We start from the raw sequence: 23,719 nt of genomic DNA on the forward strand, positions 1-23,719 counted from the left end.
CCGATCACTAAGTTGCTTTAAAGAACCGAGGTTCGCATACAAGACCTACATCGGCTCGGGGTTACGTGGTCAGCACAAACACTATCTAATCTCGTCTCTCCCAAGAGGGCCACGTTCCTGTATATCTCCGATTTCAAAATCTCCGCAGCCTTGATGATTCCTGGCGCGCCACCGACGGCTGCGGCATGTAGAAACGGTCGGCCCACAAAGGCGAAGTTCGCGCCAAGAGCAAGAGCCTTGATCACGTCGGTCCCACGGCGAAACCCGCCATCGATCATCAGCGGCACGCGTCCATCGAGACGATTGTGAATCTGTTGCAAGACCTGAAGCGGAGCGGCTGTTCCATCAAGTTGGCGTCCCCCGTGATTTGAGACGATGACGCCGTTTGCGCCGATGTCCACAGCCATCACCGCGTCGTCGGGATGCATGATGCCCTTGACTACAAGGTTGCCCTGCCACCGCTTGCGAATCCGTTCGAGGTGGCTCCAATTCAGATGATCCTTGCGCCCGAAGTCCCGCATGACACTGGATGAGACAATCGGCGCCCCACGGGTCGCGTATGAATTTTCGAAATGAGGGATGCCGTGTTTAATTATCGTGCGAAGGAAGGTGCCAAGAGTCCATCGCGGATGGGATATCCCCTGCCATGCCAAGCGAAGGCTCGGTCGAAGTGGCGTCGAGAAACCTGCACGGATATTGTTCTCGCGATTTGCCAGCGCTGCCGTGTCGACGGTAAGAACCAGTGTCGTGAACCCCGCGGCGGCCACGCGATCGACCAGAGCATCGATCTTGTCATGCTCGCCCGGCAAATAGGCCTGGAACCATGTCCGCGGCGCCACTGCGGCCACCTCTTCCATGCGGATGAGTGATGAGCCACTCATGATCATGGGGATACCGCTCTGAGCGGCTGCCGTCGCGAGCGCGATGTCGCCGCGATAGGCCATCAAGGCGCTGATCCCCATCGGGGCAATCCCAAATGGCGCCTCATATGTTTCGCCGAATAATTTGGTCTTGATGCTGCGGGCGGAGACATCGCGTAGAACGCGCGGCACGAACGCGTAGGCGTTGAATGCTTCGCGGTTATGACGCAGCGATGCATTCGTCTCGCTTGCCCCGGCTATGTATCCGAAGAGTGGCCCGGGCAGATGCCGGCGTGCGGCTTCCTCGAAGTCATCAAGGCACAAGATGTTGGCAAGGCGGCGCGCCGACCCTTTTGACATAGAGGTCTTCCAGCGTTTCTCAATCTACTAGGAACTACCGGCGCGGCGGCTGTTCCGCGCCGGGGTGACTTGCAGGGATGGTCTAGTCTTCGCTCGCCTCGAAGGCCTCCTTGCGGCCCTTGCGGATTGCCGGAAGGATGAGTGTCAAAAGCATGCCAGCAGTAATCAGCAGAAGCACAGCACTAATCGGGCGTTCGACGAACACGAGCGGATCGCCCTGCGAGAGGAGGAGCGCGCGACGCAGGTTGGTTTCGAGAAGCGGGCCAAGCACGAAGCCCAAGAGAAGCGGCCCCGCCTCGCAGCGCGCCTTGCGCAGCACATAGCCCAGAACACCGAACAGGATCACTAGGGCGACGTCGAAGCCGCGATTGTTGACGCTATAGACGCCAATGCAGCAAAACAGCAGGATCGCCGGATAGAGAAGCCGGTAAGGCACTTTCAACAGACGCACCCAGACGCCGATGAGCGGCAGGTTGATCACCAGCAGCATCGCATTGCCGATCCACATCGATGCGACAAGCCCCCAGAACAGCTCCGGCTGGTTTTGGATGACGGACGGGCCTGGCGTGATGCCGTGGATCGTCATGGCTCCGAGCATCATCGCCATGATCGAGTTGGATGGAATGCCGAGCGTCAGGAGTGGAATGAACGAGGACTGAGCGCCCGCGTTGTTTGCCGCTTCCGGTCCTGCAACACCTGCGATCGCACCGTGGCCGAACTTCTCCGGCGTTTTGGAAATTTTTTCTCGACCGAATAAGCGCTGAACGCGCTCAGCGTCGCGCCGCCGCCCGGCAAGACACCGAGGATCGTGCCAACGCCCGTGCCTCGCAATACGGCGCCCCAGCTCTCCTTAAACTCCTGCTTGGTCGGCCACAACCGACCGATCGTGCTTTGCAGAACGCCGCGTGCCTCCTTGAACTCGAGATTGCTGGCGATTTCGGCAACTCCAAAGAGACCGACGGCAATGACGACAAAATCAATGCCATCATAGAGTTCGGTCGAACCGAAGGTCAGGCGCGTCGAGCCGCTGTTGACGTCGATGCCGACCATGCCGAGGACAAGGCCGAGGCACACCATGCCGATCGCCTTGATCACGGAGCCATGCGCCAGGATGGTTGCGGCAAGCAGGCCGAAGATGCAAAGCGAAACATATTCCGCTGGCCCGAACGACAGCGCAAAGGATGACAGCGTCGGACCTGCAAAAGCCAGGCCGATTGTTGCAACGGTGCCAGCGAAGAAAGACCCGAGTGCCGCGATCGCCAATGCCGCTCCCGCCCGCCCTTTTCGCGCCATCTGATAGCCATCGATTGCGGTCACCACGGCGGACGCCTCACCGGGCAGATTGACCAGAATTGCCGTCGTCGATCCGCCATACTGTGCACCATAGAAAATGCCCGCGAGCATGATCAGAGCGCCGAGCGGAGGCAGAAAGAATGTGACCGGCAGAAGGATAGCAACCGTTGCCGTCGGACCGATCCCCGGCAAAACGCCGATCAGCGTGCCGAGCAATGCGCCAATAAAACAGAACAACAGGTTGGTCGGCGTAAAGGCTTCGGAGAAGCCCAGCATGAGGACATCGAGAAATGCCATTGGATTTCCTCCCGGGCTCGATCAGAACGGCCAGACCGGCATTTGAACGCCGAGGCCATAGATGAAGACGAGCGCACCAAAGATCGTCAGCAGAAGCGTGGAGATGGCGATCTCGCGCCAGCGAGATTCCTGATCCGCGAGGCTGCCGATGACGAGGAGCCAGATTGTCGAGACGACAAAGCCGAGCGTCTCCGACATGAAGGCGAAACCGGCGATCGCAGCCACCAAAATGAGTAGCGGCTTAATGTTGGAATCCCCGATCGGTTCGTATGCTTTCGCAAATGCCTTGATGAGGACGTAGCCGCCGATGGCGATCAGCATGCCGCAGATGACATCAGGTAAGAAACCCGCCCCCATCATCGCTGCAGAGCCGAACCGGAGGTCGCGCCCGGCCCAAAGGCCAAGCGCTCCCAGTCCGATCATTACCGCCCCCGCCAGAATATCGGGAACGTCCCGTTTCATGTTGGAGGAGCCACTCATCACTGCACCCAGGGTGTTTCGTTCCAGATCTTCTGGAAGCGGGCCAGTCGGTCGGGCATCTGTTTTTCCCAATCCGGACCGGACAGATAAGCGAGCGGAAGCGCAAGCTGCTTGGCCTGCTTCTGGAACTCGGGGTTATCGAGCACCTTTTTCATCGCCTCGCCAAACTTCTGGGTGATCTCGTCGGGCAGTTCGCGCGGAGCGGCGATACCGCGTTCCGAGGCCATCTCGACGTCGAACCCCTGCTCCTTGGCGGTCGGAACATCGGGAAGCTGGGGCGAGCGCTCCATGCCGAAATGCGTGATCATCCTGAGACCCGAATGGTCGTTTCCGGCAAACTCGCTGACATTGAGGCCGCCACCACTGACCTGCGAACCCAGGATCGCTGTGCGGGTTTCGCCGGCACCACTGAAGGGGATATGCGTATAGGTCGTGCCTGTGCCTGAGCCGAGAAGAATGATGGCGAGATGGTCATCCGTCCCGACACCGGAGGATCCGTAGGAGATGCCGCCCGGATTGGCCTTGGCCGCCTCGACGAAATCCTTCAGGGTTTTGATCTCGGAAGCCGCCGGGACGACGATGGCTGTCGGGTCGTCGACGATACGAACGATCGGCTTGATCGTCTTCGGATCATAGCCAAGCTTGCGCTGAACCTGCATTGACAGGTAGCCGGGCGTGTTGATGTAGGAAAACGTATAGCCGTCCGGCTTTGCTTTCGAGAGCGCCGTGTAGGCGATTTCGCCCGATGCGCCCGGACGGTTCTCGATGACGATGTCGGCTCCGAGCTCCTTTTCCAGGAACGGCTCGATGGCGCGTGCCATGACATCGGTGCTGCCGCCTGGCGCGAATGCCACAATCATCTGGATCGGGCGGTCGTTCGGCCATTCGGCATGTGCATAAGAAGCCGACGCCGCGAATGCCGCGGCGGCCATTGAGAGCTTGATCCTGCGATAGTCCATGTCCAATCCTCCGTTGGAATGGCGGGCCCGGTTCCCGCCTTATGGTCCGGGGTCTCCTCCCATGGCGACGGAAAGTTTCCGCGCGGCCACCTGAAGAATTTCGAGATTTTTCTTGATCGCCTCGTCCGAGAAGCGCGCCGGGGGACCGGTCAGTGCCAGTGATCCGAAGAGTGCATCGCCATCGCGAAAGATCGGTACTGCGAGACTGGCGACCTGCGGATCACGTTCGCCCGAGGTGGCAAAGTAGCCAGCCTTACGGATGTCATCGTAGATTGCGCCGGAGCGACCGGCGAAGGCCAGAATGACGCGGCCCGGCGCGCCCCGTTCCAGTGGATAGGTGCTACCGACACGCGCCGAATGACGGATCGCCTGATGGGAATCGTGGCGGAACAGACATACCCGTTCGTCACCCTCGCGGACGTACACCGCGGCGCTTTCACCAGTCTTCTCAACGAGGTCCGCAAGCAGCGGTTCGATGATGTCGGAGGCCCGGAACGTCGACTGATAGATGTTGCCGAGCTTCATCAGCTTCGGCCCGAGACGCCAACTGGCATCGTCGTTACGGACAAGCAGCCCGGATTTGGCGAGCGATCTGGCAATGCGGAGAACCGTGGACTTATCGAGCTCGACGCGGCGCGCAAGCTCACCGAGCGGCAGCGAAAAATCGCGGTCGGTAAAAGCTTCCAGCAAAGATGCGGCGCGCTCTACGGCAGCAACACCGGCTGAATTTCCAGGCATGATTTCCTCCCAAAAAGGTGACGTACGTTGTACATAGTACAACACCTTTTCAATTAGTACAATACGCGATAAATGACGTTCGTCAACAGGGCGCGCCCTGTCTGACGTTCGTGTCGATGCAAATGCAGGAGGAGCATATGAGCGCGGCAATCCAAACCGGTAAGGGCCGGTCCGCACGAGTGATGATCACAGGAGCCGAGCTCGTCGAGGAAGCGAGGCACTTGCTCGCCGCCCACGATGTTGAGGCAATTTACGCTCCCGCCTATTCCACGCCTGAAGATCTGGCCGCAATTGCTCGAGACAAAGAGGTCGATGCAATCCTCGTACGCCAGGGCCAAATCAATCGCCTGGTCATATCTTCTTCACCCCGCCTGAAGGTGATCGCCAAGCACGGTAGCGGTGTCGACAATATCGACCTTTCAGCCGCAACCGATCGACATGTCCCTGTCTTGCGTGCCCTGGCCGCCAACGCCCAGTCGGTCGCCGAACTGGCGATCAGCCTGACCGTCTCCCTGATGAAGGATGTCGTGCCGCTCGACACGGCGGTGAAGGGTGGCGGGTGGCCCAAGACCAAATATGTCGGCCGCGATCTGGCTGGCGCGGTATTCGGCGTCATCGGCTTTGGTGAAATTGGCCAGCGCGCCGCCGGGCTCGCGCGCGGCCTTGGGATGCAGGTGATTGCCTACGATCCGTTTGCCAATGATACGGCAGAGGTTTCGGTCAATCGCGATCTCGACGTCATCTTGAAGGCTGCCGACATTGTCAGCCTCCACTGCCCGCTTATGCCGCAGACGCATCATCTGATCAACGCAGAACGATTGTCGCTGATGAAGCCAACGGCTTTTCTCGTCAATACGGCGCGCGGTGCAGTCGTCGATGAGGCAGCACTCATTCATGCCTTGAGGGCGCAGACGATTGCGGGAGCTGCGCTCGACAGTTTTGAGGTCGAACCACCTACTGCGGACAACCCACTGTGGTCGCTGCCGAATGTGATTGCCACGCCACATGTTGGAGGCGCGAGCCGCTCCGCCCTGCGCAATATGTCGGTTCAGAGCGCCCAGCATATCATCGACGTTCTCGAAGGCCGCGCCTTCGACAATCAGGCGCTCGCCAATCGCGAGCTCATTGCAGCCGCTTGATCGGCAAGAATTTCAGAAGGAGGAATGGAATGATTGGTTTTCGTATTTGCAAGCGCGAGCGGAAGGTTGAAGTAAAATGGGTAGAGGCGTTCCGTACGCTTCCTGTCGCCAATGTGAGCGACGTCATGAGCCGCATGACGGCAGGCGGTGCAGCGCTGCGTCCCTACTACACTGGAGGCGCGATGGTTGGGCCTGCCATTACCGTCAAGGCAAGGCCCGGTGACAACCTCATGGTCCACAAGGCGTTGGATATCGCAGAGCCCGGCGACATCGTCGTCGTCGACGCAGGCGGTGACCTTTCGAACGCGATCATCGGCGAACTGATGGTCGCGCACGCTGCCCAGCGTGGTCTTGGCGGGATCGTCATCCATGGTGCAATTCGCGATAGCGCCGAACTTCTGGCCGGCTCGTTCCCGGTCTTCGCCACCGGCGTTACTCATCGTGGTCCTTACAAAGACGGTCCAGGCGAGGTGAACGTTCCCATTTCCATCGCAGGCATGGTGATCAACCCGGGTGATCTCGTCTGCGGTGATGCCGACGGACTGCTCAGCATTGCCATCGATGACGTAGCGGCGATCCATGCTGCGGCCACGAAGAAGCACGAGGCTGAGACGAAGCAAATGGCGAACATCATGGCAGGAGCCAACGACAGAGGTTGGGTCGATGCAACATTGGCAAAGCTTGGTTGTGAAGGTCTCTAAAGGGACGAGCGGTCGCTCCGGCGGCCGCTTCTGCTCTCGAACCATGAACCGATTTAATATGCGTCCACAGCCGGCGGCATCTCACCACCCGACTTGATCAAAATTGACCTAAACCACTGATGCCCACGGTCCCGGTGGGTCCGATCATGCCAGACCAAGATCTTGGAAAAACTCGCGACGGGAATAGGCGGTTCCATGGTTACAAGACCGGGATCACGTTTTGCCAGCCGACTTGGAACCACAGCGATAAGGCCGGTTGTTTTCAAAACATCAACGAGAGCGAGGAAGCGTGTGACCGATAAGACAACGCGGCGCTTCCTCCCGACCTTCGCTAACGCGACATCCGTTACACCGCGAAAGCGCTCACCGGAAAACGAAACCACCGCCTGATCAGGTGCGCAAAAGCCATCGAGCGAAATCGCTTGGCTGCTCGCATCCGGATGGCGCTATCTCATCGCACAGACGTAGGTCTCGTTGAATAAATGCGCAGAATGTAAATCCTGCGGCGCGGTCTCAGGTGTAACCAGACCCAGATCGATTTCACCCCTTTGGAACCGCTCTTGTTCGTGGCCATCTCCAACTGAAGAGATCGCGACCCTTTGCCCGGAGCCACGGATCGGGCTGGGTTTATGTTGGCTCGGTCGAAACCGGCTTCAAGGAACGCGATGCGGCCTACCCCAGAACGACACTTGATAAACTGAAGACGAAAAGCCTGTCCTGCCACTCAAGGGCAAAAATCTCGTCTTTGCGCAGCCGACCCTGATCACCGAAATCGAGTTTCGCGGCTGGACCGATGATGGCAACTTGCGCCACGCATCTTACAAAGGTCTTCGCGAGGTTCAGGACAATGCGGCGGTCTTCGACATCAATGAAAAGCCGTGAAACGAAAAAGCCTGCCGCGGGAGGAGGTGCGGCAGGCTTTTCGAAAGATCTGAACAGCGACTGGGAGGAGGATGCCGCCATTCTGTCAGGTGCCCTTGGGAGGAGGAGTAGGTCACCTGAATGACGAAGCTTCGCGGGAGGAGGATGCGTCGCTTCGTTGGAAGTCTTCTACCCCATCCCGCCGTGCTTCGAATATAACCAATACCACAGCACAGCCATGCCAAAATCGCATATCCGCTTGGACGCCATCAGGTCGCCGCCGGCCAGTCGTTGGCCGGCTCTTCGATTTCGCTTGGCTCATCGGCCGGATCGGGATCTTCATGATAGGCCCGCCGCATGTCTTGCAGCTCCGTTTCCATCGCCGCAATCACGTCCGGCGCCTTTGATCCCGAAGTCACATAATGATCGACAAGCTGTTCGAGTTTGAGGCGAAGGTCGCCGGCGATGCTGGTCATGGTTTCACCCTCAGTCCTTCGCAGGGCGATGATCGCCCTTATCACCCTCGCCGGGCTTGGCCACAGACTTCGCCTTTTGCCGCCTGTCGGCGGAGAGTGAGCGACCGACATCGACGCTTTCCTTAAACTGGCCCTTGTCGTCACGGCGGACGTAGCGCTTGTCGGTTCCGGTATCGATCAGTTCTCGCTTGGACATCTGCCTTCTCCTCGGTTGCGGTAAACGAACAACTCGCGCGCGGCCGAAAAGATGCATCGAATCCAGACGCTTGATTTGAATCTCATGGTTGCAGTGGAAAACTGAATCAAGCCATTGAAAATGATTCATTTTTCGAGTCGGAACTGAGTCGCGAATGACGCAGTTGAATCGCATAAGTTGCGTCTTGTGCGAGGAGTTCGATATGGCCGGTCAGCGCGCTCAATGGAAAGGCTTCATCAAGTTTGGCGAAGTGACGTGTGGGGTAGCGCTATACACGGCCGCTTCAACTTCGGACCGGATCACCTTCAACACGATCAATAAAGCCACTGGAAACCGAGTTAATCGCGTCTTCATCGATAGCGACACGGAGGAAACCGTGCCGAAGGAAGCCCAGACCAAGGGTTTTGAGGTCGAGAGTGGCCAATACATCATCATCGATCCCGATGAGGTGGCAGCCACTATTCCGGAGAGCAACAAGACACTGGTGATTGAGGCCTTCATTCCCTGCTCAGACGTGGACGATGTCTATTTCGACAAGCCGTATTACCTCACGCCCGACAAAATGGGAACGGATGCTTTTGCTGCTCTGAGGGACGGCATGCGCAGATCGAAAGTTGCAGCGATCGCCCGAACTGTCCTGTTTCGGCGGATGCGCACCGTTCTCATCCGCCCACACGGCAAGGGGCTGATCGCCACTACGCTGAACTACGACTATGAGGTCCGCTCATCGAAAAAGCCTTCGAGGACATGCCGAAGATCAAGACCCAGAGCGAGATGCTGGATCTCGCCAAGCACATCATTTCTACGAAGAAAGGCGACTTCGATCCCGCGGCCTTCGACGATCGGTACGAGGCAGCGCTCGCCGAACTGGTGAAGGCCAAGATCGAGGGTAAGGCTCTGCCGAAGCGCAAGAAGGTCGAGGTCTCCAAGCCGAACGACCTTCTGGCAGCGCTGCGCGAGAGCGCCGGCCTCGGCAAATCCGCCGACGACAAACCGAAACGCACTGCGGCCAACGCCAACAAGGGTGGTGGCAGGCAGCGCGCCGCGCGCGGGGCGGCATCGAAGACTGCCTCTTCGAAAGCTGCCTCGCAGCGCAAGGCAGGGTGAGGGAACAAGATCATGGCACTCCGTCCGTATTGGAAAGGCTACCTGAAACTCTCGCTTGTAACCTGCCCGGTCTCAATGATGCCGGCCACGTCGGAATCGGAAAAGGTTCGGTTCCATACGCTGAACAGGGAGACCGGCAATCGTGTCGTTTCCCAATACATCGACTCATTGACCGGAAAGCCGGTGAAAGACGAGAATGAAGCCAAGGGCTACGCACGCGGCGAAAACGATTACGTGATCCTCACCGATGACGATCTCGATGCGGTGGCGCTAGATACAGTCAAGACAATCGATATCGAGAAGTTCGCACCGTCTGATAGCATCGAGTGGGTTTTTCTCGAAAAACCCCATTATCTGATGCCGGACGATCCCGTCGGGCACGAAGCCTTTGCCGTCATCCGCGATGCGATGAAGGCCGACAAGGTCGTCGGCATCTCGAAACTTGTCATCGGTCGCCGGGAGCGCGCGGTGGTGCTCGAGCCGCGCGACGATGGCATCGTCCTGTGGTCGCTGCGCTTCGGCGACGAAGTGCGGCCGGAAGAAAATTACTTCGAGGAGATTGAGGCGGAGGCCGACAAGGACCTCGTTCCGCTCGTGCAGAAGCTGATCAAACAGAAGACGGCTCGCTGGTCACCGGATATGGTCAGCGACCCGATCCAGGAAAGCCTGTTGAAACTAATTGCCCAGAAGAAAAAGCAGCTGAAGCCTAGGAAGGCGGCGAAGGGCAAAAAGGCGGAAGCTGGTCCTGCCTCGAATGTCGTCAATATCATGGATGCTCTGCGCAAGAGCGTCGAGGCAGATCTCAAGAAAAAGAAGGCAGGCTGACATGCGGGAGGAAACCGAGATCTGGCTGTGTGAGCCTGCGCCATTCCTCTATTTCGAAAACGGCCAAATCGCCGTTACCGATGGGTCCTCCGTCTGGCTGGTGATCGTCACATGCGAGGCAATGAAGGCCACCGCGGCTCCTCCGGAGAAATCGCTGCGGCGGCTCGTACGTCACGCCGAGTTCTACTGCGACCTGGCGGCGTCCGCTATCCGGCGGGGTGAGGATATGGATGGAAAGGTCTGGGTACGGGAAAGCGACGTCCTTGCCGCGAAAAGCGCTGGAGGGACTTTCGATCGGTCGACCCGAGCACAGGGGCGCATGTGACGAAGCGTGAACCGTTTCCGCACACACCGGACGGTCGTTACATGGTCGTGCGAGGGCGGCTGTGGAGGTTGAGCAATCCGAACCTCAATCAAGACGAACGACAGGTGCTCGTCTCGGAGCTTATGAATGCGCGCAGGGCGGTCAAAGACGCAAAAGACGATACAGAGGCAAAAGCTGCTGCCCGAAGTCACGTTGATGCCGCGAAAACGGCGTGAGGCGAGCGCGGTCCGGTGTGGTGGACGGATGGCGCACCTGACTACAATCGCAAACTCGCAAAGAAAACGCCCTACCGAGAATGGTTCGAAGCATTGCACGCTTAGTCATTAGGGATTCTGACCCACCTGAGGGGTTGGCTGGTGCCGCCAAGTTCTCAGGTTCGCCTTGTGCGGGCGCCGAAACGGTCGATGTTGTGCGAGGATTGGTGGCTGGGCCAATGAGATAACTTCCTAAAATGGCCGCGATCGCAACAGTCACCGCGATTGCCACAAGTCGTAAAACTCTTCTGTTCGTCCGGCTAACGTCCGTCATACGGCTTCCTCTCCTCTACCTCATCCGGTTGCCCCGGGGTGCGATTACCCTCCTAGTGATGGCTCGACTGCCTCGGCGCCCGCATCGTCTCCTGAGGGCCGCCCTTCAGACGTGTTCTTTGGGGACTTATCTTTACTGTCTTGCCTCTGCAGGTCGCGCTCAATCGTCTCACGCGAACCTTCGGCAGGATCCTGTTCGGGGTGGCCTTTTGGCTCGGTCATATCAAATCTCCTCTGTCCGTGACGAACCAGATCAAAGGTTGAAATGTTCCGCGCGAACCGCCTCAGTGCTTGCATTCTTCCAGTATCTTGACCGAAGGCGAGCAAGCCACATGTCTTAGGTATGAATCGTATAGCCGCGCCCAAGACTGACAAGCACCCGGATCGTTTTCTGCAATGTCAGGAAGCGATGGCTGGAGCATTCGTCGATGTGGCCATGGCAGCTGTCGAAGCTGGCGGGAAACCGGAGAAGTTGCCGCGGCCATGGTCGAGCTTGCCGATCATTTGATGCTAGGGTTGATTGCGAACCGCGACGTCGATCGCGACCTCTCGATCCTCAGGAGACGATGATCCGATGTGCGGCAGATTTACGTTCGAGCATGAGTGGCCAGCCTTTCTGGATCTGTACGACCTAGACCTCGCCCAGGAGCGCGGACGCAACACCCAGCCTCGATATGACATTTCCCCGACGCAGGATGTTCTGATCGTTCATAACGACGTCAAGGGCAAACAGGTAGCACAGAACGCGCGATGGTGGCTGGTGCCATTTTGGGCGAAGGAGCTGCCCAAGGGTGCGATGTTCAATGCCCGCATCGAGACGATCGGAACATCGCCGGCGTTTCGAGATGCGTTTAAATCTAAGCGATGCCTGATGCCGGCCGATGGGTTCTACGAATGGACCGTCAATCAGGATGACGGCAAGAAAGATCCATGGCTCATCACCCAGCCCGGCGGCAGCCCTTCTCTTTTGCCGGACCTTGGGCCGCATAACGAGAAACTCGGCATCACAAGTTGTACCATAATCACCATGCCCGCGGCAGAACCGATGACCCGGCTGCACGACAGGCAGCCCGCAATTCTCGATCCGGCGGCCTATAAGGAGTGGCTCGAGCCATCAACAAGTGGCGCGCGCAAAGGAGCTCCTCGAGAAACAGAATATTGACGGCGTATTTGAGTATCATCGGGTCTCGCGAGACGTGAACTCGTCGAGGTTCGCCGGGAAACCGGAGATCAACCCACTGTAGACGTAGGTTCGCCGGATGAGTGCAGGTGGCTTCAAGAGGTTGAGGATCGCGGCGGACAGGTTAGGTGCTCGCCTGGCGCTTCGTTGCCCGCATCGAGAAATCGAAAAAACCGATGCGTTCACCGTCTCCGTCGTGTCCAATGTCACGCCGCGACCTCGTAAAACGAACCCAGCTAAAGCGGAAATGTTCCACCGTCTCTTACTGGCTCTCTTGGCTGGCTGGTTCGACATCGCTCGGCGTCATATCCTCGGATGTTTGCGGACTTCCGACATGGGCCACAAGTTCGCGGGGATCGAAATATGCCCTAAAGGACGTTATCCGATCGTCTGCAAATTCGAGAACGCTGACACCGCTATAGGAAACGGCCTGCCCCCGAAGTGTTCCGTCGCTTCGCCATTCCAACATCGCGCTGCTATCGCCTTCCGCGAGGTTGACGAACTCGGAAGATATTTTCTCGAACGGCGCACGATATGCCGTCCAGAAAGCTTTCGCAGCTCCGCCATCTTCTGCGTCATGAACTGCCAGTGGATTTGATAGAACCGCGTTGTCAGAAAAGAGCGCGGTAATGCCATTGACGTCCGATGTTTCCTCAAGCTGATGAAGCGCGGTGATGAAGTCGTCTGCGAGCTTGCCCATGTGTTTCCCTTCCTGTGTCTGACACGAGAACAGGACCAAGCTCTCATTGTTCCAGCGTCAGTGGGCGCCAGCGGGCCGTTGGTGTGCTTGACAGCGCGCTACAACCGCTTAGGTTCACCAGGCCTGGACGTGGCTCTTGCCTTCCGAGGCTCTCATTGGACTGGTTGCTTTGGGAGGAGCATCCAGTCCAATGAAATCATTTGCGTCGATGTATTTGGACGTTTTGTTTCAGTGGAAATTCCTGCTCTTCACCTTCAGCGTATCGATGTGAAGATCCGGCACGAAAATATCGCGAACCTTGTTTGGTTTCGGCCGATCCCGGGCATCCCCACCGCCCGGTGAACCATGGGCGAATTCATCCCCCTCCCCGTTGAATTCTTGAACTCCACATCGCGATCAGCCAGTGCCGACAGATCTCCGGACAAGTCCTCGAGCTGCCTTGCAATCAGATGAACGACCTCGCCCTCGCGCTGGATCTTGCCGTGGATCGCCATCATGCTGGCACCGAGCACGACCCGTCGTCGCTTTTCGAACAGGCTTGGCCACACGACGATATTGGCGATGCCAGTCTCATCCTCGATGGTGATGAACATCACGCCTTTGGCGCTGCCCGGTTTCTGACGGACCAGCACGAGACCGGCGGTGCAGACGAAACTCTTGTCGCGGGCATTCATTGCGTCAGCGCAGGTGACGATCCGGCGAGCCGAGAGATCCCTGCGGAGGAAGGATATCGGGTGGTCCCTGAGCGTCAGCCCGACATGGGCATAATCCTCGACGACGTTGTGACCTTCCGTCATTTGCCTCAATGTGACCTCCGGTTCCTGCTGCTCGGCCACGGCCCTCTCCTCTCGGCTGGCGGCCGCCGCAAACAGCGGAAGCGGCTCGTCACGAAGGGCCTTGATCGCCCAGAGCGCATCACGCCTTTCCAAGCCAAACGCCGGACGGAACGCGTCGGCCTCGGCGAGCTGGACAAGCGCCTCGGCCGGCACCTCTGATCGCCGCCAGACATCATCGACGCTTTCGAACGGCTGCTCCATCCGCGCGGCGACGATCCTTGCGGCATCCGCAACCGCGAGGCCGGCAACTTGCCGCATCCCGAGTCGGATGGCGTGCCGGTCAGTGCCTGGAATTTCCTCAAGCGTGCAGTCCCATCGCGAATGCTGCACAGAGATCGGACGAACCTCGACGCCATGTTTGCGGGCATCGCCGATGATCTGTGCCGGCGCGTAAAAGCCCATGGGAAGCGAGTTCATCAGCGCGGCCGCGAAGGCATCCGGAAAGTGGCATTTGATGAAGCAGGAGGCATAGGCGATGAGGGCGAACGAGGCTGCATGGCTCTCCGGGAAGCCGTAGGAGCCAAAGCCTTCCAGCTGCTTGAACGTCCTCTCGGCGAATTCGCGCGTGTAACCGTTATTGATCATGCCGTCGATCAGCTTGGCCTGGAACCGGGAGACGCCCCCGGTGAACTTGAACGTCGCCATCGACTTGCGCAGCTGGTCGGCTTCGCCCGCCGTAAACCCGGCGCAGACCATCGCGACCTTCATTGCCGATTCCTGAAACAGTGGCACGCCCAAGGTCTTGCCAAGGACGGCTTCGAGCTCAGGCGTCGGATATTCGACCGGTTCCTTGCCCTCACGGCGTCGAAGATAGGGGTGAACCATGTCCCCTGGATTGGCCCGGGCCGGACGATCGCCACCTGAACGACGAGGTCGTAGAAGGTTCTGGGCTTCAGGCGCGGCAGCATCGACATTTGCGCCCGGCTCTCGACCTGGAACGTCCCGAGCGTATCGGCCTTGCGGATCATCGCATATGTGGCGCTATCCTCCTGCTTGACCCTGGCGAGATCGAGATCCTCTCCCTTATGCTCCCGGATCAGGTCGAACGCCTTCTGCATACAGGTCAGCATGCCGAGCGCCAGCACGTCGACCTTCATCATTTTCAAGGCTTCGACATCGTCCTTGTCCCATTCGATCACCTGGCGATCTTCCATGGCTGCCGGCTCGATCGGCACGAGGTCGTCGAGGCGCGAGCGCGTCAGCACGAAGCCGCCGACATGCTGACCAAGGTGCCGTGGCGCCCCCATCAGCTCGCGGGCAAGCCGAAGCGTCATCACAAGGCGGTAATCGTCCGGATTTAGGTTCAGCTCGCGGACATTGCGCTCGGTAATCTCTTCCGACCATGACCACAGACCCGACGAAAGGGCCTTGGTGACATCCTCGGGCAAGCCCATGGCCTTGCCGACATCTTTGATGGCGCCTTTCGCCCGGTAGCGGGTGACGGTGCAGACCAGCGCTGCGCGGTCGCGGCCATAGGTCTTGTATATCCACTGGATGACTTCCTCGCGCCGCTGGTGCTCGAAATCGACATCGATGTCCGGCGGCTCGTTGCGCTCCTTGGAAACGAAACGCTCAAACAGCAGGTCGTTGGTCTCCGGATCGATCGACGTAATGCCAAGGATGTAGCAGATCGCGGAATTCGCAGCCGATCCTCGCCCCTGACAGAGGATGCCCTGGCTGCGAGCGAAGTGGACAATGCTGTAGACCGTCAGGAAATACGGCGCATAGTCCATTTCCTTGATCAGATCGAGCTCGTGCCTGACCGACCGTAGCACCTTTTGCGGCAATCCTTCCGGATATCGGATCGGAATACAGTCACGGACGCATTGCTCCAGCGACTGCTGAGCATCCAACCCGTCGATCAGGGCCTCCTCGGGATATTCGTAGGTCAGCTCTTCCAGCGAGAATTTGCACTGCTCGACGATTTCCATCGTCCGGGCCAGTGCTTCCGGGTAACGTGAAAACAGGCGCTCCATTTCTTCCGGTGGCTTCAGGTAGCGGTCGGCGTGTCGTTCGCGGTCGAAACCCACATCATCGATCGTCGTGTTGTTGCGGATGCAGGTGACGATATCCTGAAGCTGCCGCCGGGACGGCTCGTGGAAAAGCACATCATTGGTGACGACGGTCTTTACCTTAAGCCTTGCCGCCATATTCGACAGTTCGTGCAGCCGCATCTGGTCGTTCGGCCGACGGCGCAGGCTGAGAGCCAAATAGGCGCGCCTGCCGAAAATCTCCGAGACCTTGCGCATTTGAACGGCGCAGACATCATCGGGAAGATCGGGCACGAGAATGCCGATCATGCCTTCGCAATAAAGAGGAAGATCCTCGACATGGAGGATGCAGTTGTCCTTGCCACCCCTGCCCTTGCCCAGCGTGATCAATCGCGTCAGCCGGGAATAGGCAGCCTTGTCGGTCGGGTAGACGAGAACCGACATGCCGTCCTGCAAATCCAGGCGGCATCCGACGACAAGACGCAAGCCCGTGTCCCGGGAAGCTTCAAGAGCACGGACGATCCCGGCAAGGGAATTTCGGTCGACGACGCCGAGAGCCTCGATGCCGAGCGCCTTGGCGGTCTCGAACAACTCATGCGCGGAAGATGCGCCTCTCAGGAAGCTGAAATGGGTCGTGACCTGGAGCTCGGCGTATCTCATGCGAAGATCCCGTGCATAAACCACTTGTGCGATCCCGTTTCCGGATCGACGCCGTCGCCGGACCGAAAGATCCAGAAGCGCTCGCCGTCATCGTTCTCGATCACGAAATAGTCCCGAACCGCTTCGAGCTCATTTGGCCGCCTCCACCATTCGCCGAACACGCGCTCCGGTCCGTCGGCGCGTTTCACGCGATGACGCTTTCCTCGCCACGTAATCGTCGCCGGTGGATAGTCTGGCATCATCGCGATCGCCTGGATCAGCTCAGGTCGGTCGAACAGGCGCACCGGTCGCCGCCAGTGACTGACCCAGCTTGCATCGATATCCTCCGCCACTGCGGAGATCCGACAGAGGCTGCGTTCGGGTACGTCCGAGACGTAGGGTGCCATCCGGTACACACGTTGCCCACGGTTCGCGAACACGTCGATCAGCGGCGTGATATCGCTGTTTTCCTCCTCGACCAGCGACGACGCTCTCTGCTCCTCCGCCAAAGGTTCGGCCGATACAGCGACCAAGACCAGCTTCTCGATGCCGAAGCCGGGGTCGATCTTTTCGGTCCGATCCCTGAAGAGCTTGGTCAGCCAAGCCACGTCGCGAGCGGGCCTGGCCGTTCCCGCACGGATTGCCTGGATCGTATTGTCGACCTTGTGGACGATCAGGTCCGTGCGGCGAGCACCAAGCCCTCGCCTCTCCAGTTCAGCGACCAACTGCACGACCAGCCGGCCAACATATTTGTTGATGGTCTCAGCCGCCCCTATCGGTTCCTGGAAGGAGCGCGAGACCTCGACGAGGTCCGCGGTACGGATAGGATCGATCGGGTCCGACATTCGCCCGAACATCTGATCGAGCCGTCGGCCGACTTCGGGTCCGAAGCGCAGCGCCAGAGGCGCTCTGGGTGTGGCCGACAGCTCGCCGATTGTCTGAAAGCCGAGAACACGCAGATCAGCGATGACCTTTTCCGGCAGCCTGAGCAAAGAGATCGGCAGCTTCTCGACGGCCCGGACGATCTCGCCGCGGGGCACGATGACCGTGTCTCGTTTGATGGCTCGCACGCAGGCGTGCGCGGCACCCCAGGTGTCGGCAATCACCACCCTTGCCGTGAGTTTACGGGCGCGAAACATGTTCACGATGCCGGTGATCATCGGCAACTCGCCACCCTGAAGATGGTCGGCACCTTCCGTATCGAGGACGAGACCATCGGTTCCGTCGACGGCGACGATCGGTGAATAGTGCCCAAGCGCCCAGAGGCCGAGCCGGTCGAGTGCCCGTGCATCAGCCACAGGGTCGGCCTTGACAAGCATCAACCCTTTGAAGATTGCCTGCGCTTTTGCCGCCGGCATGCCAACGCGAACCCCGATCTTCTTTGCCTGGGCATCGGCGGCCGATACCCAGCGTTTCGATCCGCTCCTGGCGATGACAGCAATCGGCTGGTCATCCGGTATCGCGGGATCGTCCCGCCTGATCCGATCGGTCGGCAGATCCGGTAGAAAGATGGATACGACCCTTGTCATCACACGCTCCGACGTAAAACTCAGCACACTCGCCCGCACGCGATCTCATTAATTCCAGAAACCATCTTGGCCGCCCGATCCCGGGAACCGGAAGCGCCTCTGATGGCAAGACACTCACCCGCCAGCGCGTCATCGCCGCCGTCGGCTGACCGAAATCATTCGCTTCGGTTTGCCGGCGCCAACGCCGCACAACGAGAGCGATGGTCCCGGTTCGCTCCGCCACAAGTTGAAGGCGCCGGCTGACGACCATCGGCAGCCTGACCATCTCGCCGACGACCGCTCCAAGACCGCCATAAGACAGCGCCTCCTCCATGCTCGCAGCGACATCCTCCTCCTTGTCGCTTTCGACAAAGATCACCCGCTTGGGATGAAGCCCGGCCTGAGCCAGTGCCGGAAAGAACAGATCTGGCCGGGTTAGACACCAGACGATCTGGCCCTTGGTGCGGGCGGCAATGCCGGCTGCAAACAATGCTGCTGCAGCTCCATCGACCGTTCCCGATCCACCGCCGGCGAACTCGTGGAGAGCCCCGTGCGCCAAGCCACCGCCCGGCAAGATTGCGTCGATTTCTGCCACGCCGAATGGCAGGCAGCCGGCCTTCTTGGCGCCTTCCCCTTCGATCGAAGAGATGCGCTCGCGCAGATCTGCCAGGACTTGGGCGCGGACAGCCGACATCGGTCGCGGAATCCTTCCGGTTCGCGTTGATTGGAAACAAGGCGACGTCATGCCGCCAGAACAGTTGATGTTCTGTATCTGTTCCGTTAGAGCGAAAGAGTCAAGCGGCTCAAAAATAGGAATAGAGTCTCATAATTTTAGCGATCTCGCGGATTCTCGTTGGGAATCAGCTTGCTAGAAACAGAGACGAGCGGACCGGTAGCTTAAAGAAAATTTTGGGAGGCTCGCTCCCCTGTGAACACGAGGCTTGAAAACGCGTGAATCGGAAAGAAAATGGAGCTCTCGACCTCAGCGCGACCCTCCGTCAGGTGAAGGCGCCTTTAATTACCGTCGAGTGCCGCGCGTGCGGGCGCACCGACACACTTGAACGAAAAATGCTCGTTCGAAAGCACGGAGCAGGGATGACGTTCGCGAGGCTGCGGCGCATGGCGGCGATGGGCTGTGATCGCCTGATCAGCCAAGAGGGAGATCAGTGCCAAACTAGGTTTCCATGCCTTGAACCGATGGTGCCTCCCATGCCGGCCGATTCTCGAACCTGAAGCTCTGTTCGGCTTTTGATTGCGCACGCCCGCTTGTAGCCTATCGAAACACTCGCGATAATCCGTGCCCATTCATCGATCAGCAGGCTCCTATGGACTCGGTAGACCAACTCTCGCGCGAACGTTCTCAGCTCTCCGGCCGCTACACCGACAACGGCACTACCGTCATCGTGGAAATCTTCAGACCCTCAGGCAGTGCCGCTTGGCGTATGGAAGTAACGAGCCTAGAGGAGCAGGCCACAGACTGGAATGAAACATTCGCTTCCGATCAGGAAGCTTGGGACGAGTTCATCTATGTTGTCAACACCGAGGGCATCTCAGTGTTTCTCTAGCCTCGCCGACATCTTTGGGAATTGCTGAGTTGACAATCGACAATGAAAAACGACGGATGCTCTTCGAGCGGGCCCGCCAGAAAGCGTTGGCCAGAGGAATGCCGATTGACGAGGATCCCAAGTTTCTGACTTCGGTAGAACTTTGGATACTTGGCGAGATCGAGATGTCAGACCTCCGATCCCGCTACAACGCTCTCGTCACGCAGCGGGCAAGATGGAGTAGATCCCTGCGGCAGGCTCATAGCGCGCAGGTTGATGCGACCGACCCACAGGCTGGTCTCTTGATCGAGACACAGGGAGGGGACGGCATCGTGAGAGATGCCGACTGATATCGCCATCTCTGCCAACCTGCTCCATCTCACTGGGCAACTGGCCAAAACAGATTCAGCTGTACGGCTCGGACAATGCTCTCAGCAGTGAAAGCCGTTACATTCCACCGATTTCAGCGCTCGTGTCACGGCGAAGGTGCGGCGGCACATCCGCAAGTTCGGCGAGCTTGCCGTTCTGTTTCAAAAACACTAGAAGGTTCTCGCGAACTGCGTCGATCGGCCAATGGCCGCCCGCCGCCTCGCGGCAGTATCTAAGAAGGGTGTCGTAGGCGAGATGTCGTCTTTCTTGCGGCCACTCGTCGAGGAAATCGAAGACATCATCCAGGCCGGTGATCTCCTGAACGAAATACCGGCGCTGCGCGTAGAGCGGTTTGTCGAACAGAGCAAGCATCTTTCTACCTCCTTTTGCGCCCGCTTGCTGAGCCGGCCCCAGGTAGGGCCGGCCACACGGGGTCGACATCAGCCATTCAAGCCCCGAAAGCTATGAGGAATGGGCGTGATGTCGACACGACCGAGAGTTCGGTTAAGCGACCTGACGGTCGGTCTCCAACCGCAGCGGCTCATTCGTGGCTGAAGCAAGGCCAATCTCGATCTTCCGCGGCTTCATCGCCTCTGGCACTTCGCGCTTGAGACTGATGGTCAGCAGACCGTTTTTCAGGTCGGCGCCCTCCACCCTCACATGGTCTGCAAGTTCAAACGTGCGCTCAAAGGAACGACCAGCGATGCCGCGGTGTAGATATTCGCCCTGCAACTCTTCAGCTTTGCCGCCTTTGATAATAAGGACGTTGCGTTCCTGTGTGATGTCCAGGTCACCGTCGCCAAATCCGGCCACCGCCATCGTGATGCGATAGTCGTCCTCACCGGTCTTGACGATGTCGTAGGCGGGCCAGGTGTCGATTGCGCTGAGACGCTGCGTATTGCTGAGCAGATTGAAGACTCGGTCGAAGCCGATGCTCGAGCGATAAAGGGGTGCAAAGTCAAGTTCAGTTCTCACAACCATATCCTCCGTAAAGCAACATGGAAGGAAGCAGAATCCACCGCTTCCCACATCCGCCGACCCCGCACTGGGCGGCCGGCGCCGAACGATTTGGTTTCTAGAATTTCGCTGTTCAAGACCCTCTCCAGAAATTTTTCTAACGATATGGGGCATGTCTTGCGGCGAACATTTGGACACCTATCTCGGTGCCCGGATATGGCCTCGGGAGTACAGGCATGGATGACTACATCACCGGCAAGCATATGGAAAGTGACATCGAACTGTTGCCGCCCGAGCGAATGTGCGAAGACGAAACCGTCGTTTGCGTCTGCTGTCGCCACAGGCGTCCAAAATCCGCGATGGACGAAGACGGATGTGGCATCTGCGATGAATGTCTGGCGCCTTAGGTGCGGCTGCTAGCGCGCGCGGGTTGGGACGATCGTAACGCTCTCAACTTGAAGCCCATCATCCGACCTCAAGCGATGCCGCACTGGCGTTCGTCGTCTGTCGCCAGCCTATCCATCAACAGGAAAAGATCTTCCTCAACATTGGAAGCTAAACCAACTTCGATTTCAGGTATTGCAAGCAGCGTGCGGGCGACGAGGTCGGCGCGAACAGCTTTGCTCCCGCTATACAACGTCGCGCGATCTTCGAGGACTTCCTGCAAATTTCGACTGGGAAAGCGGCTCATATCGCATCCCTCCTTATGCAGGCGGGAGCACATAGTAACTCTCAGCCGTCACCGCCTACGATATCGGTTGGTGACAGTGTCACTACACTACGCTCTTCTCGCTATGGGTCCAGCATGCGTGTCGCCACCCCTGTATTTCTCGCTCTATGAGGGAGGTGACACAGCATGCAAGACGCCGTCGCAGGCCTATCAGCCGCGCATTGGGCGAACTGAGAACTACTCGGCCATGCGGAGGATAATCTTGCCTCGCGCGCACCCGCTTTCGGACCGCTCCAGCGCCTGCTTGACGTCCGCGAACGGGAACACGCTGTCGACCTGCGGCACGACCTTGCCGGCCTCGACCAGTTGCGTAATGGCTTCCAAAGCCATTGCACTTGGCACAGTAAATGATCGTTCCACCCGGACACCAAAGCGTTCGGCCTCGTCTTCAGGAAAAGCTACGATCGTCACCATCATGCCGTTTTTCTTCAGCGTGCGGAACGCCCGCTGAAACGTCTCCCCGCCCACCGTATCGAACACGATATCCATGTTTTGCGCGATCTGCTCAAAAGTCTGGGTTTTGTAGTCAATGAACTCGTCGGCACCCAGCTGGCGGACAAGCTCCTCGTTGCGCCCGGACGCCATCGCGGTGACATGAGCGCCCGTCGCCTTGGCGAATTGCACAGCAAGTGAGCCGACGCTGCCCGAGCCGTTGGTGATGAACAAACGCTGCCCAGATGCGAGACCAGCCTTGTCGTAGAGAGCTTGCCATGCTGTTGTGCCGGCCAGCGGCAGCGCCGCCGCTTTTTCCATATCGAGGTTCGAGGGAATGCGTGCCGCGTTCTCGGCTTTCACGATGACATACTCGGCGAAAGCGCCGGTATGAACCATGCCGTAGATAGCTTCCCCCACCTCAAAGCCGGTGACACCGGAGCCCAGCGTTTCGATCGTCCCGACGAATTCACCGCCGAGATGGATCGGCAAGGTCATCCCCATCCGCTGGCCCGCGCCGCCACGGATTTTCCAGTCGATCGGGTTCACGCCTGCGGCATGGACTTTGACAAGTCCGTCAGCGATCACGAACTGGGCGCCGCATTGCTCTCTCGAACGCCTTAGTCGGCTCAACCCTCCTGTCGATAGTAGTGCCTGAAAGGATACCTATTGACCGGTGACGCGGTAAGCTCCTCGCTGCTTAGGCCTTGGTCATGGTTTGCACATGGTCCGGTGTTAGCTGACTACCACCCAAGCCGGGCGGAAATCTTGCTGGATGCATCTTTGAGCAAAACGATAAAGCGATCCACATCGCTCCTTTGTGTGCGGAATGCCGGTGCGCCAACGTTCACTGCGGCAATGACAGAGCCATCAAAGGCCAGAACCGGCACTGATACAGAGACGAGTTGCTCGCTTACCTCTCCAAAACTCACGCAAAAACCTTGACGCCTGATCTTTTCAAGCTCGACGATCAGCTTGTTTCGGTCCGTGATAGTCTGCTTGGTGAGTTTCGGAAGAACCTCCGGAATCATTTGTTGCTGAACCTGCGGCTGGAGATAGGCGAGAAGCACCTTATAAGAGCCAGCGGTAAGCGGCCTCCGACGACCAATCATCGCCTGCACTCGCAGATCGCGCATTGGCTCGAACTTGGCGATGCAAAGTGATTCGCCATTGTCAATGATGCGCAGTTGGGTGGTTTCGTTCGCTTTCTGCCCGAGTTCTTCCAGGATCGGATTGGCAATGCGCACCAGATCGACCTGGGTCGATGCGGCCGTGCCGAGTACGATCGCTGTTGTGCCGAGACGATAGCTCCCGGTATCGCTCTTTCGGATGAGGCCGCGCCGTTCCATTGTGCGTAACATGCGCAAAATTCTTGGTTTGGTCTCGCCGATATTAAGCGCAATCTCCGTCAGCCTTATGTCAGGATTTTTGGCAACATCGAGCAGTACGTCTATACAGACGTCAACAGCCTGTACGATATTGTTTTTTTCTGTTGAATTATCGTCCACCTGGCGAACTTTCTTGTCCTGACATTGGAGCGGAAATAGGCATGAAGCCTGTTACGACTAACGTAACACTCCAGATTTCTGTTTGACAGCCCCGTTTGGCAGCCTTTACCAATTTCGGTCAGGAGTGGATGGGAACCCACTCGTCCGACCCCCGCACGAGGTCGGCGAAAGAACGCTAAAC

General features: G+C 58.5%; 23 protein-coding genes and 5 pseudogenes. 11 read left to right on the plus strand and 17 right to left on the minus strand.

Going from position 1 to position 23,719, the window contains the following annotated elements; all coding sequences use genetic code 11:
• Positions 1-17: 17 nt before the first annotated feature.
• From N7E02_RS04710 to N7E02_RS04730, 5 genes and pseudogenes are all read right to left on the minus strand, one after another.
• The gene (locus N7E02_RS04710; protein WP_286578907.1) at positions 18-1,220 is read right to left on the minus strand and encodes an alpha-hydroxy acid oxidase; all 1,203 of its coding nucleotides are present in this window, start codon (positions 1,218-1,220) and stop codon (positions 18-20) included.
• Between the two features lie 82 nt (positions 1,221-1,302).
• Positions 1,303-2,810 (minus strand): annotated as a pseudogene (locus tag N7E02_RS04715) (tripartite tricarboxylate transporter permease).
• 21 nt (positions 2,811-2,831) lie between these two features.
• Positions 2,832-3,290, minus strand: a complete 459-nt coding sequence (locus tag N7E02_RS04720) for a tripartite tricarboxylate transporter TctB family protein (protein WP_286578908.1) — start codon at positions 3,288-3,290, stop codon at positions 2,832-2,834.
• Positions 3,290-4,249: a tripartite tricarboxylate transporter substrate binding protein gene (locus tag N7E02_RS04725; RefSeq protein ID WP_286578909.1), complete on the minus strand. Its 960-nt coding sequence runs from the start codon at positions 4,247-4,249 to the stop codon at positions 3,290-3,292. The genes N7E02_RS04720 and N7E02_RS04725 overlap by 1 nt, the downstream gene beginning before the upstream one ends.
• A 39-nt stretch (positions 4,250-4,288) precedes the next feature.
• Positions 4,289-4,987 (minus strand): IclR family transcriptional regulator, encoded by a 699-nt coding sequence (locus N7E02_RS04730; protein WP_286578910.1) that lies wholly within the window; start codon positions 4,985-4,987, stop codon positions 4,289-4,291.
• A gap of 137 nt (positions 4,988-5,124) precedes the next feature.
• Between N7E02_RS04730 and N7E02_RS04735 the strand changes: the two genes are divergently transcribed.
• Together N7E02_RS04735 and N7E02_RS04740 are read left to right on the plus strand one after the other, a co-directional pair.
• Positions 5,125-6,126: a hydroxyacid dehydrogenase gene (locus N7E02_RS04735; protein ID WP_286578911.1), complete on the plus strand. Its 1,002-nt coding sequence runs from the start codon at positions 5,125-5,127 to the stop codon at positions 6,124-6,126.
• A 29-nt stretch (positions 6,127-6,155) separates the two neighbouring features.
• Positions 6,156-6,827: an RraA family protein gene (locus tag N7E02_RS04740; RefSeq protein WP_286579079.1), complete on the plus strand. Its 672-nt coding sequence runs from the start codon at positions 6,156-6,158 to the stop codon at positions 6,825-6,827.
• Between the two features lie 53 nt (positions 6,828-6,880).
• Here the strand turns inward: N7E02_RS04740 and N7E02_RS29460 are convergent, their stop codons facing one another.
• Entirely contained in the window at positions 6,881-7,210 is a 330-nt protein-coding gene (locus N7E02_RS29460; protein WP_353622809.1) for a LysR substrate-binding domain-containing protein, read from the minus strand.
• Between the two features lie 230 nt (positions 7,211-7,440).
• On the opposite strand from N7E02_RS29460, the pseudogene N7E02_RS04745 reads away from it, so the two are divergent.
• Positions 7,441-7,709: pseudogene (locus N7E02_RS04745) on the plus strand (ATP dependent DNA ligase); the annotation flags it as partial.
• A gap of 248 nt (positions 7,710-7,957) precedes the next feature.
• Here N7E02_RS04745 and N7E02_RS04750 read toward each other — a convergent pair.
• Positions 7,958-8,164, minus strand: a complete 207-nt coding sequence (locus tag N7E02_RS04750) for a hypothetical protein (RefSeq protein ID WP_286578912.1) — start codon at positions 8,162-8,164, stop codon at positions 7,958-7,960.
• Between the two features lie 10 nt (positions 8,165-8,174).
• A complete protein-coding gene (locus tag N7E02_RS04755; RefSeq protein ID WP_286578913.1) occupies positions 8,175-8,360 on the minus strand; it encodes a hypothetical protein in 186 nt (61 codons plus the stop codon).
• Positions 8,361-8,562: 202 nt separating this feature from the next.
• On the opposite strand from N7E02_RS04755, the pseudogene ku (N7E02_RS04760) reads away from it, so the two are divergent.
• The 5 genes and pseudogenes from ku (N7E02_RS04760) (at position 8,563) to N7E02_RS04780 (ending at position 12,306) form a co-directional block, all read left to right on the plus strand.
• A pseudogene (ku, locus tag N7E02_RS04760) lies at positions 8,563-9,467 on the plus strand (non-homologous end joining protein Ku).
• A 12-nt stretch (positions 9,468-9,479) separates the two neighbouring features.
• Positions 9,480-10,292 (plus strand): non-homologous end joining protein Ku, encoded by an 813-nt coding sequence (gene ku, locus N7E02_RS04765; RefSeq protein ID WP_286578914.1) that lies wholly within the window; start codon positions 9,480-9,482, stop codon positions 10,290-10,292.
• 1 nt (position 10,293) lies between these two features.
• Positions 10,294-10,617 carry a hypothetical protein gene (locus tag N7E02_RS04770; RefSeq protein ID WP_286578915.1) on the plus strand — a complete coding sequence of 108 codons (324 nt, stop codon included), beginning with the start codon at positions 10,294-10,296 and terminating at the stop codon, positions 10,615-10,617.
• Between the two features lie 41 nt (positions 10,618-10,658).
• Positions 10,659-10,937: pseudogene (locus N7E02_RS04775) on the plus strand (hypothetical protein).
• 781 nt (positions 10,938-11,718) lie between these two features.
• Positions 11,719-12,306, plus strand: a complete 588-nt coding sequence (locus N7E02_RS04780) for an SOS response-associated peptidase (RefSeq protein ID WP_286578916.1) — start codon at positions 11,719-11,721, stop codon at positions 12,304-12,306.
• 280 nt (positions 12,307-12,586) lie between these two features.
• On the opposite strand, the gene N7E02_RS04785 is transcribed toward N7E02_RS04780, so the two are convergent.
• From N7E02_RS04785 to N7E02_RS04800, 4 genes and pseudogenes are all read right to left on the minus strand, one after another.
• Positions 12,587-13,024, minus strand: coding sequence for a nuclear transport factor 2 family protein (locus tag N7E02_RS04785; protein ID WP_286578917.1), 438 nt, complete (start codon positions 13,022-13,024; stop codon positions 12,587-12,589).
• Positions 13,025-13,252: 228 nt separating this feature from the next.
• Positions 13,253-16,511 (minus strand): annotated as a pseudogene (locus N7E02_RS04790) (error-prone DNA polymerase).
• Positions 16,508-18,019 carry a Y-family DNA polymerase gene (locus tag N7E02_RS04795; RefSeq protein WP_286578918.1) on the minus strand — a complete coding sequence of 504 codons (1,512 nt, stop codon included), beginning with the start codon at positions 18,017-18,019 and terminating at the stop codon, positions 16,508-16,510. The pseudogene N7E02_RS04790 and the gene N7E02_RS04795 overlap by 4 nt, the downstream one beginning before the upstream one ends.
• Positions 17,940-18,692, minus strand: coding sequence for an ImuA family protein (locus N7E02_RS04800; protein ID WP_286578919.1), 753 nt, complete (start codon positions 18,690-18,692; stop codon positions 17,940-17,942). The genes N7E02_RS04795 and N7E02_RS04800 overlap by 80 nt, the downstream gene beginning before the upstream one ends.
• Positions 18,693-19,323: 631 nt before the next feature.
• On the opposite strand from N7E02_RS04800, the gene N7E02_RS04810 reads away from it, so the two are divergent.
• Complete coding sequence (locus N7E02_RS04810) at positions 19,324-19,563, plus strand: hypothetical protein (RefSeq protein ID WP_286578921.1); 240 nt, start codon at positions 19,324-19,326, stop codon at positions 19,561-19,563.
• A gap of 29 nt (positions 19,564-19,592) precedes the next feature.
• Positions 19,593-19,892 carry a hypothetical protein gene (locus N7E02_RS04815; protein ID WP_286578922.1) on the plus strand — a complete coding sequence of 100 codons (300 nt, stop codon included), beginning with the start codon at positions 19,593-19,595 and terminating at the stop codon, positions 19,890-19,892.
• Positions 19,893-19,989: 97 nt separating this feature from the next.
• Here N7E02_RS04815 and N7E02_RS04820 read toward each other — a convergent pair whose 3' ends face one another.
• Positions 19,990-20,283 (minus strand): DUF982 domain-containing protein, encoded by a 294-nt coding sequence (locus tag N7E02_RS04820; RefSeq protein WP_286578923.1) that lies wholly within the window; start codon positions 20,281-20,283, stop codon positions 19,990-19,992.
• Between the two features lie 132 nt (positions 20,284-20,415).
• Positions 20,416-20,886, minus strand: a complete 471-nt coding sequence (locus tag N7E02_RS04825) for an Hsp20 family protein (protein WP_286578924.1) — start codon at positions 20,884-20,886, stop codon at positions 20,416-20,418.
• Positions 20,887-21,104: 218 nt separating this feature from the next.
• Here N7E02_RS04825 and N7E02_RS04830 point away from each other — a divergent pair, with 218 nt between their 5' ends.
• Positions 21,105-21,275, plus strand: coding sequence for a hypothetical protein (locus N7E02_RS04830; RefSeq protein WP_286578925.1), 171 nt, complete (start codon positions 21,105-21,107; stop codon positions 21,273-21,275).
• 68 nt (positions 21,276-21,343) lie between these two features.
• Here N7E02_RS04830 and N7E02_RS04835 read toward each other — a convergent pair whose 3' ends face one another.
• From N7E02_RS04835 to N7E02_RS04845, 3 genes are all read right to left on the minus strand, one after another.
• A complete protein-coding gene (locus tag N7E02_RS04835) occupies positions 21,344-21,559 on the minus strand; it encodes a hypothetical protein (RefSeq protein ID WP_286578926.1) in 216 nt (71 codons plus the stop codon).
• Between the two features lie 216 nt (positions 21,560-21,775).
• Complete coding sequence (locus N7E02_RS04840; RefSeq protein WP_286578927.1) at positions 21,776-22,618, minus strand: NADP-dependent oxidoreductase; 843 nt, start codon at positions 22,616-22,618, stop codon at positions 21,776-21,778.
• Positions 22,619-22,773: 155 nt separating this feature from the next.
• Entirely contained in the window at positions 22,774-23,538 is a 765-nt protein-coding gene (locus N7E02_RS04845) for an IclR family transcriptional regulator (RefSeq protein ID WP_286578928.1), read from the minus strand.
• Positions 23,539-23,719 lie beyond the last annotated feature (181 nt).

It is taken from the genome of Terrirhizobium terrae, from assembly GCF_030323265.1.
Taxonomy (GTDB): Bacteria; Pseudomonadota; Alphaproteobacteria; order Rhizobiales; family Rhizobiaceae; genus Neorhizobium.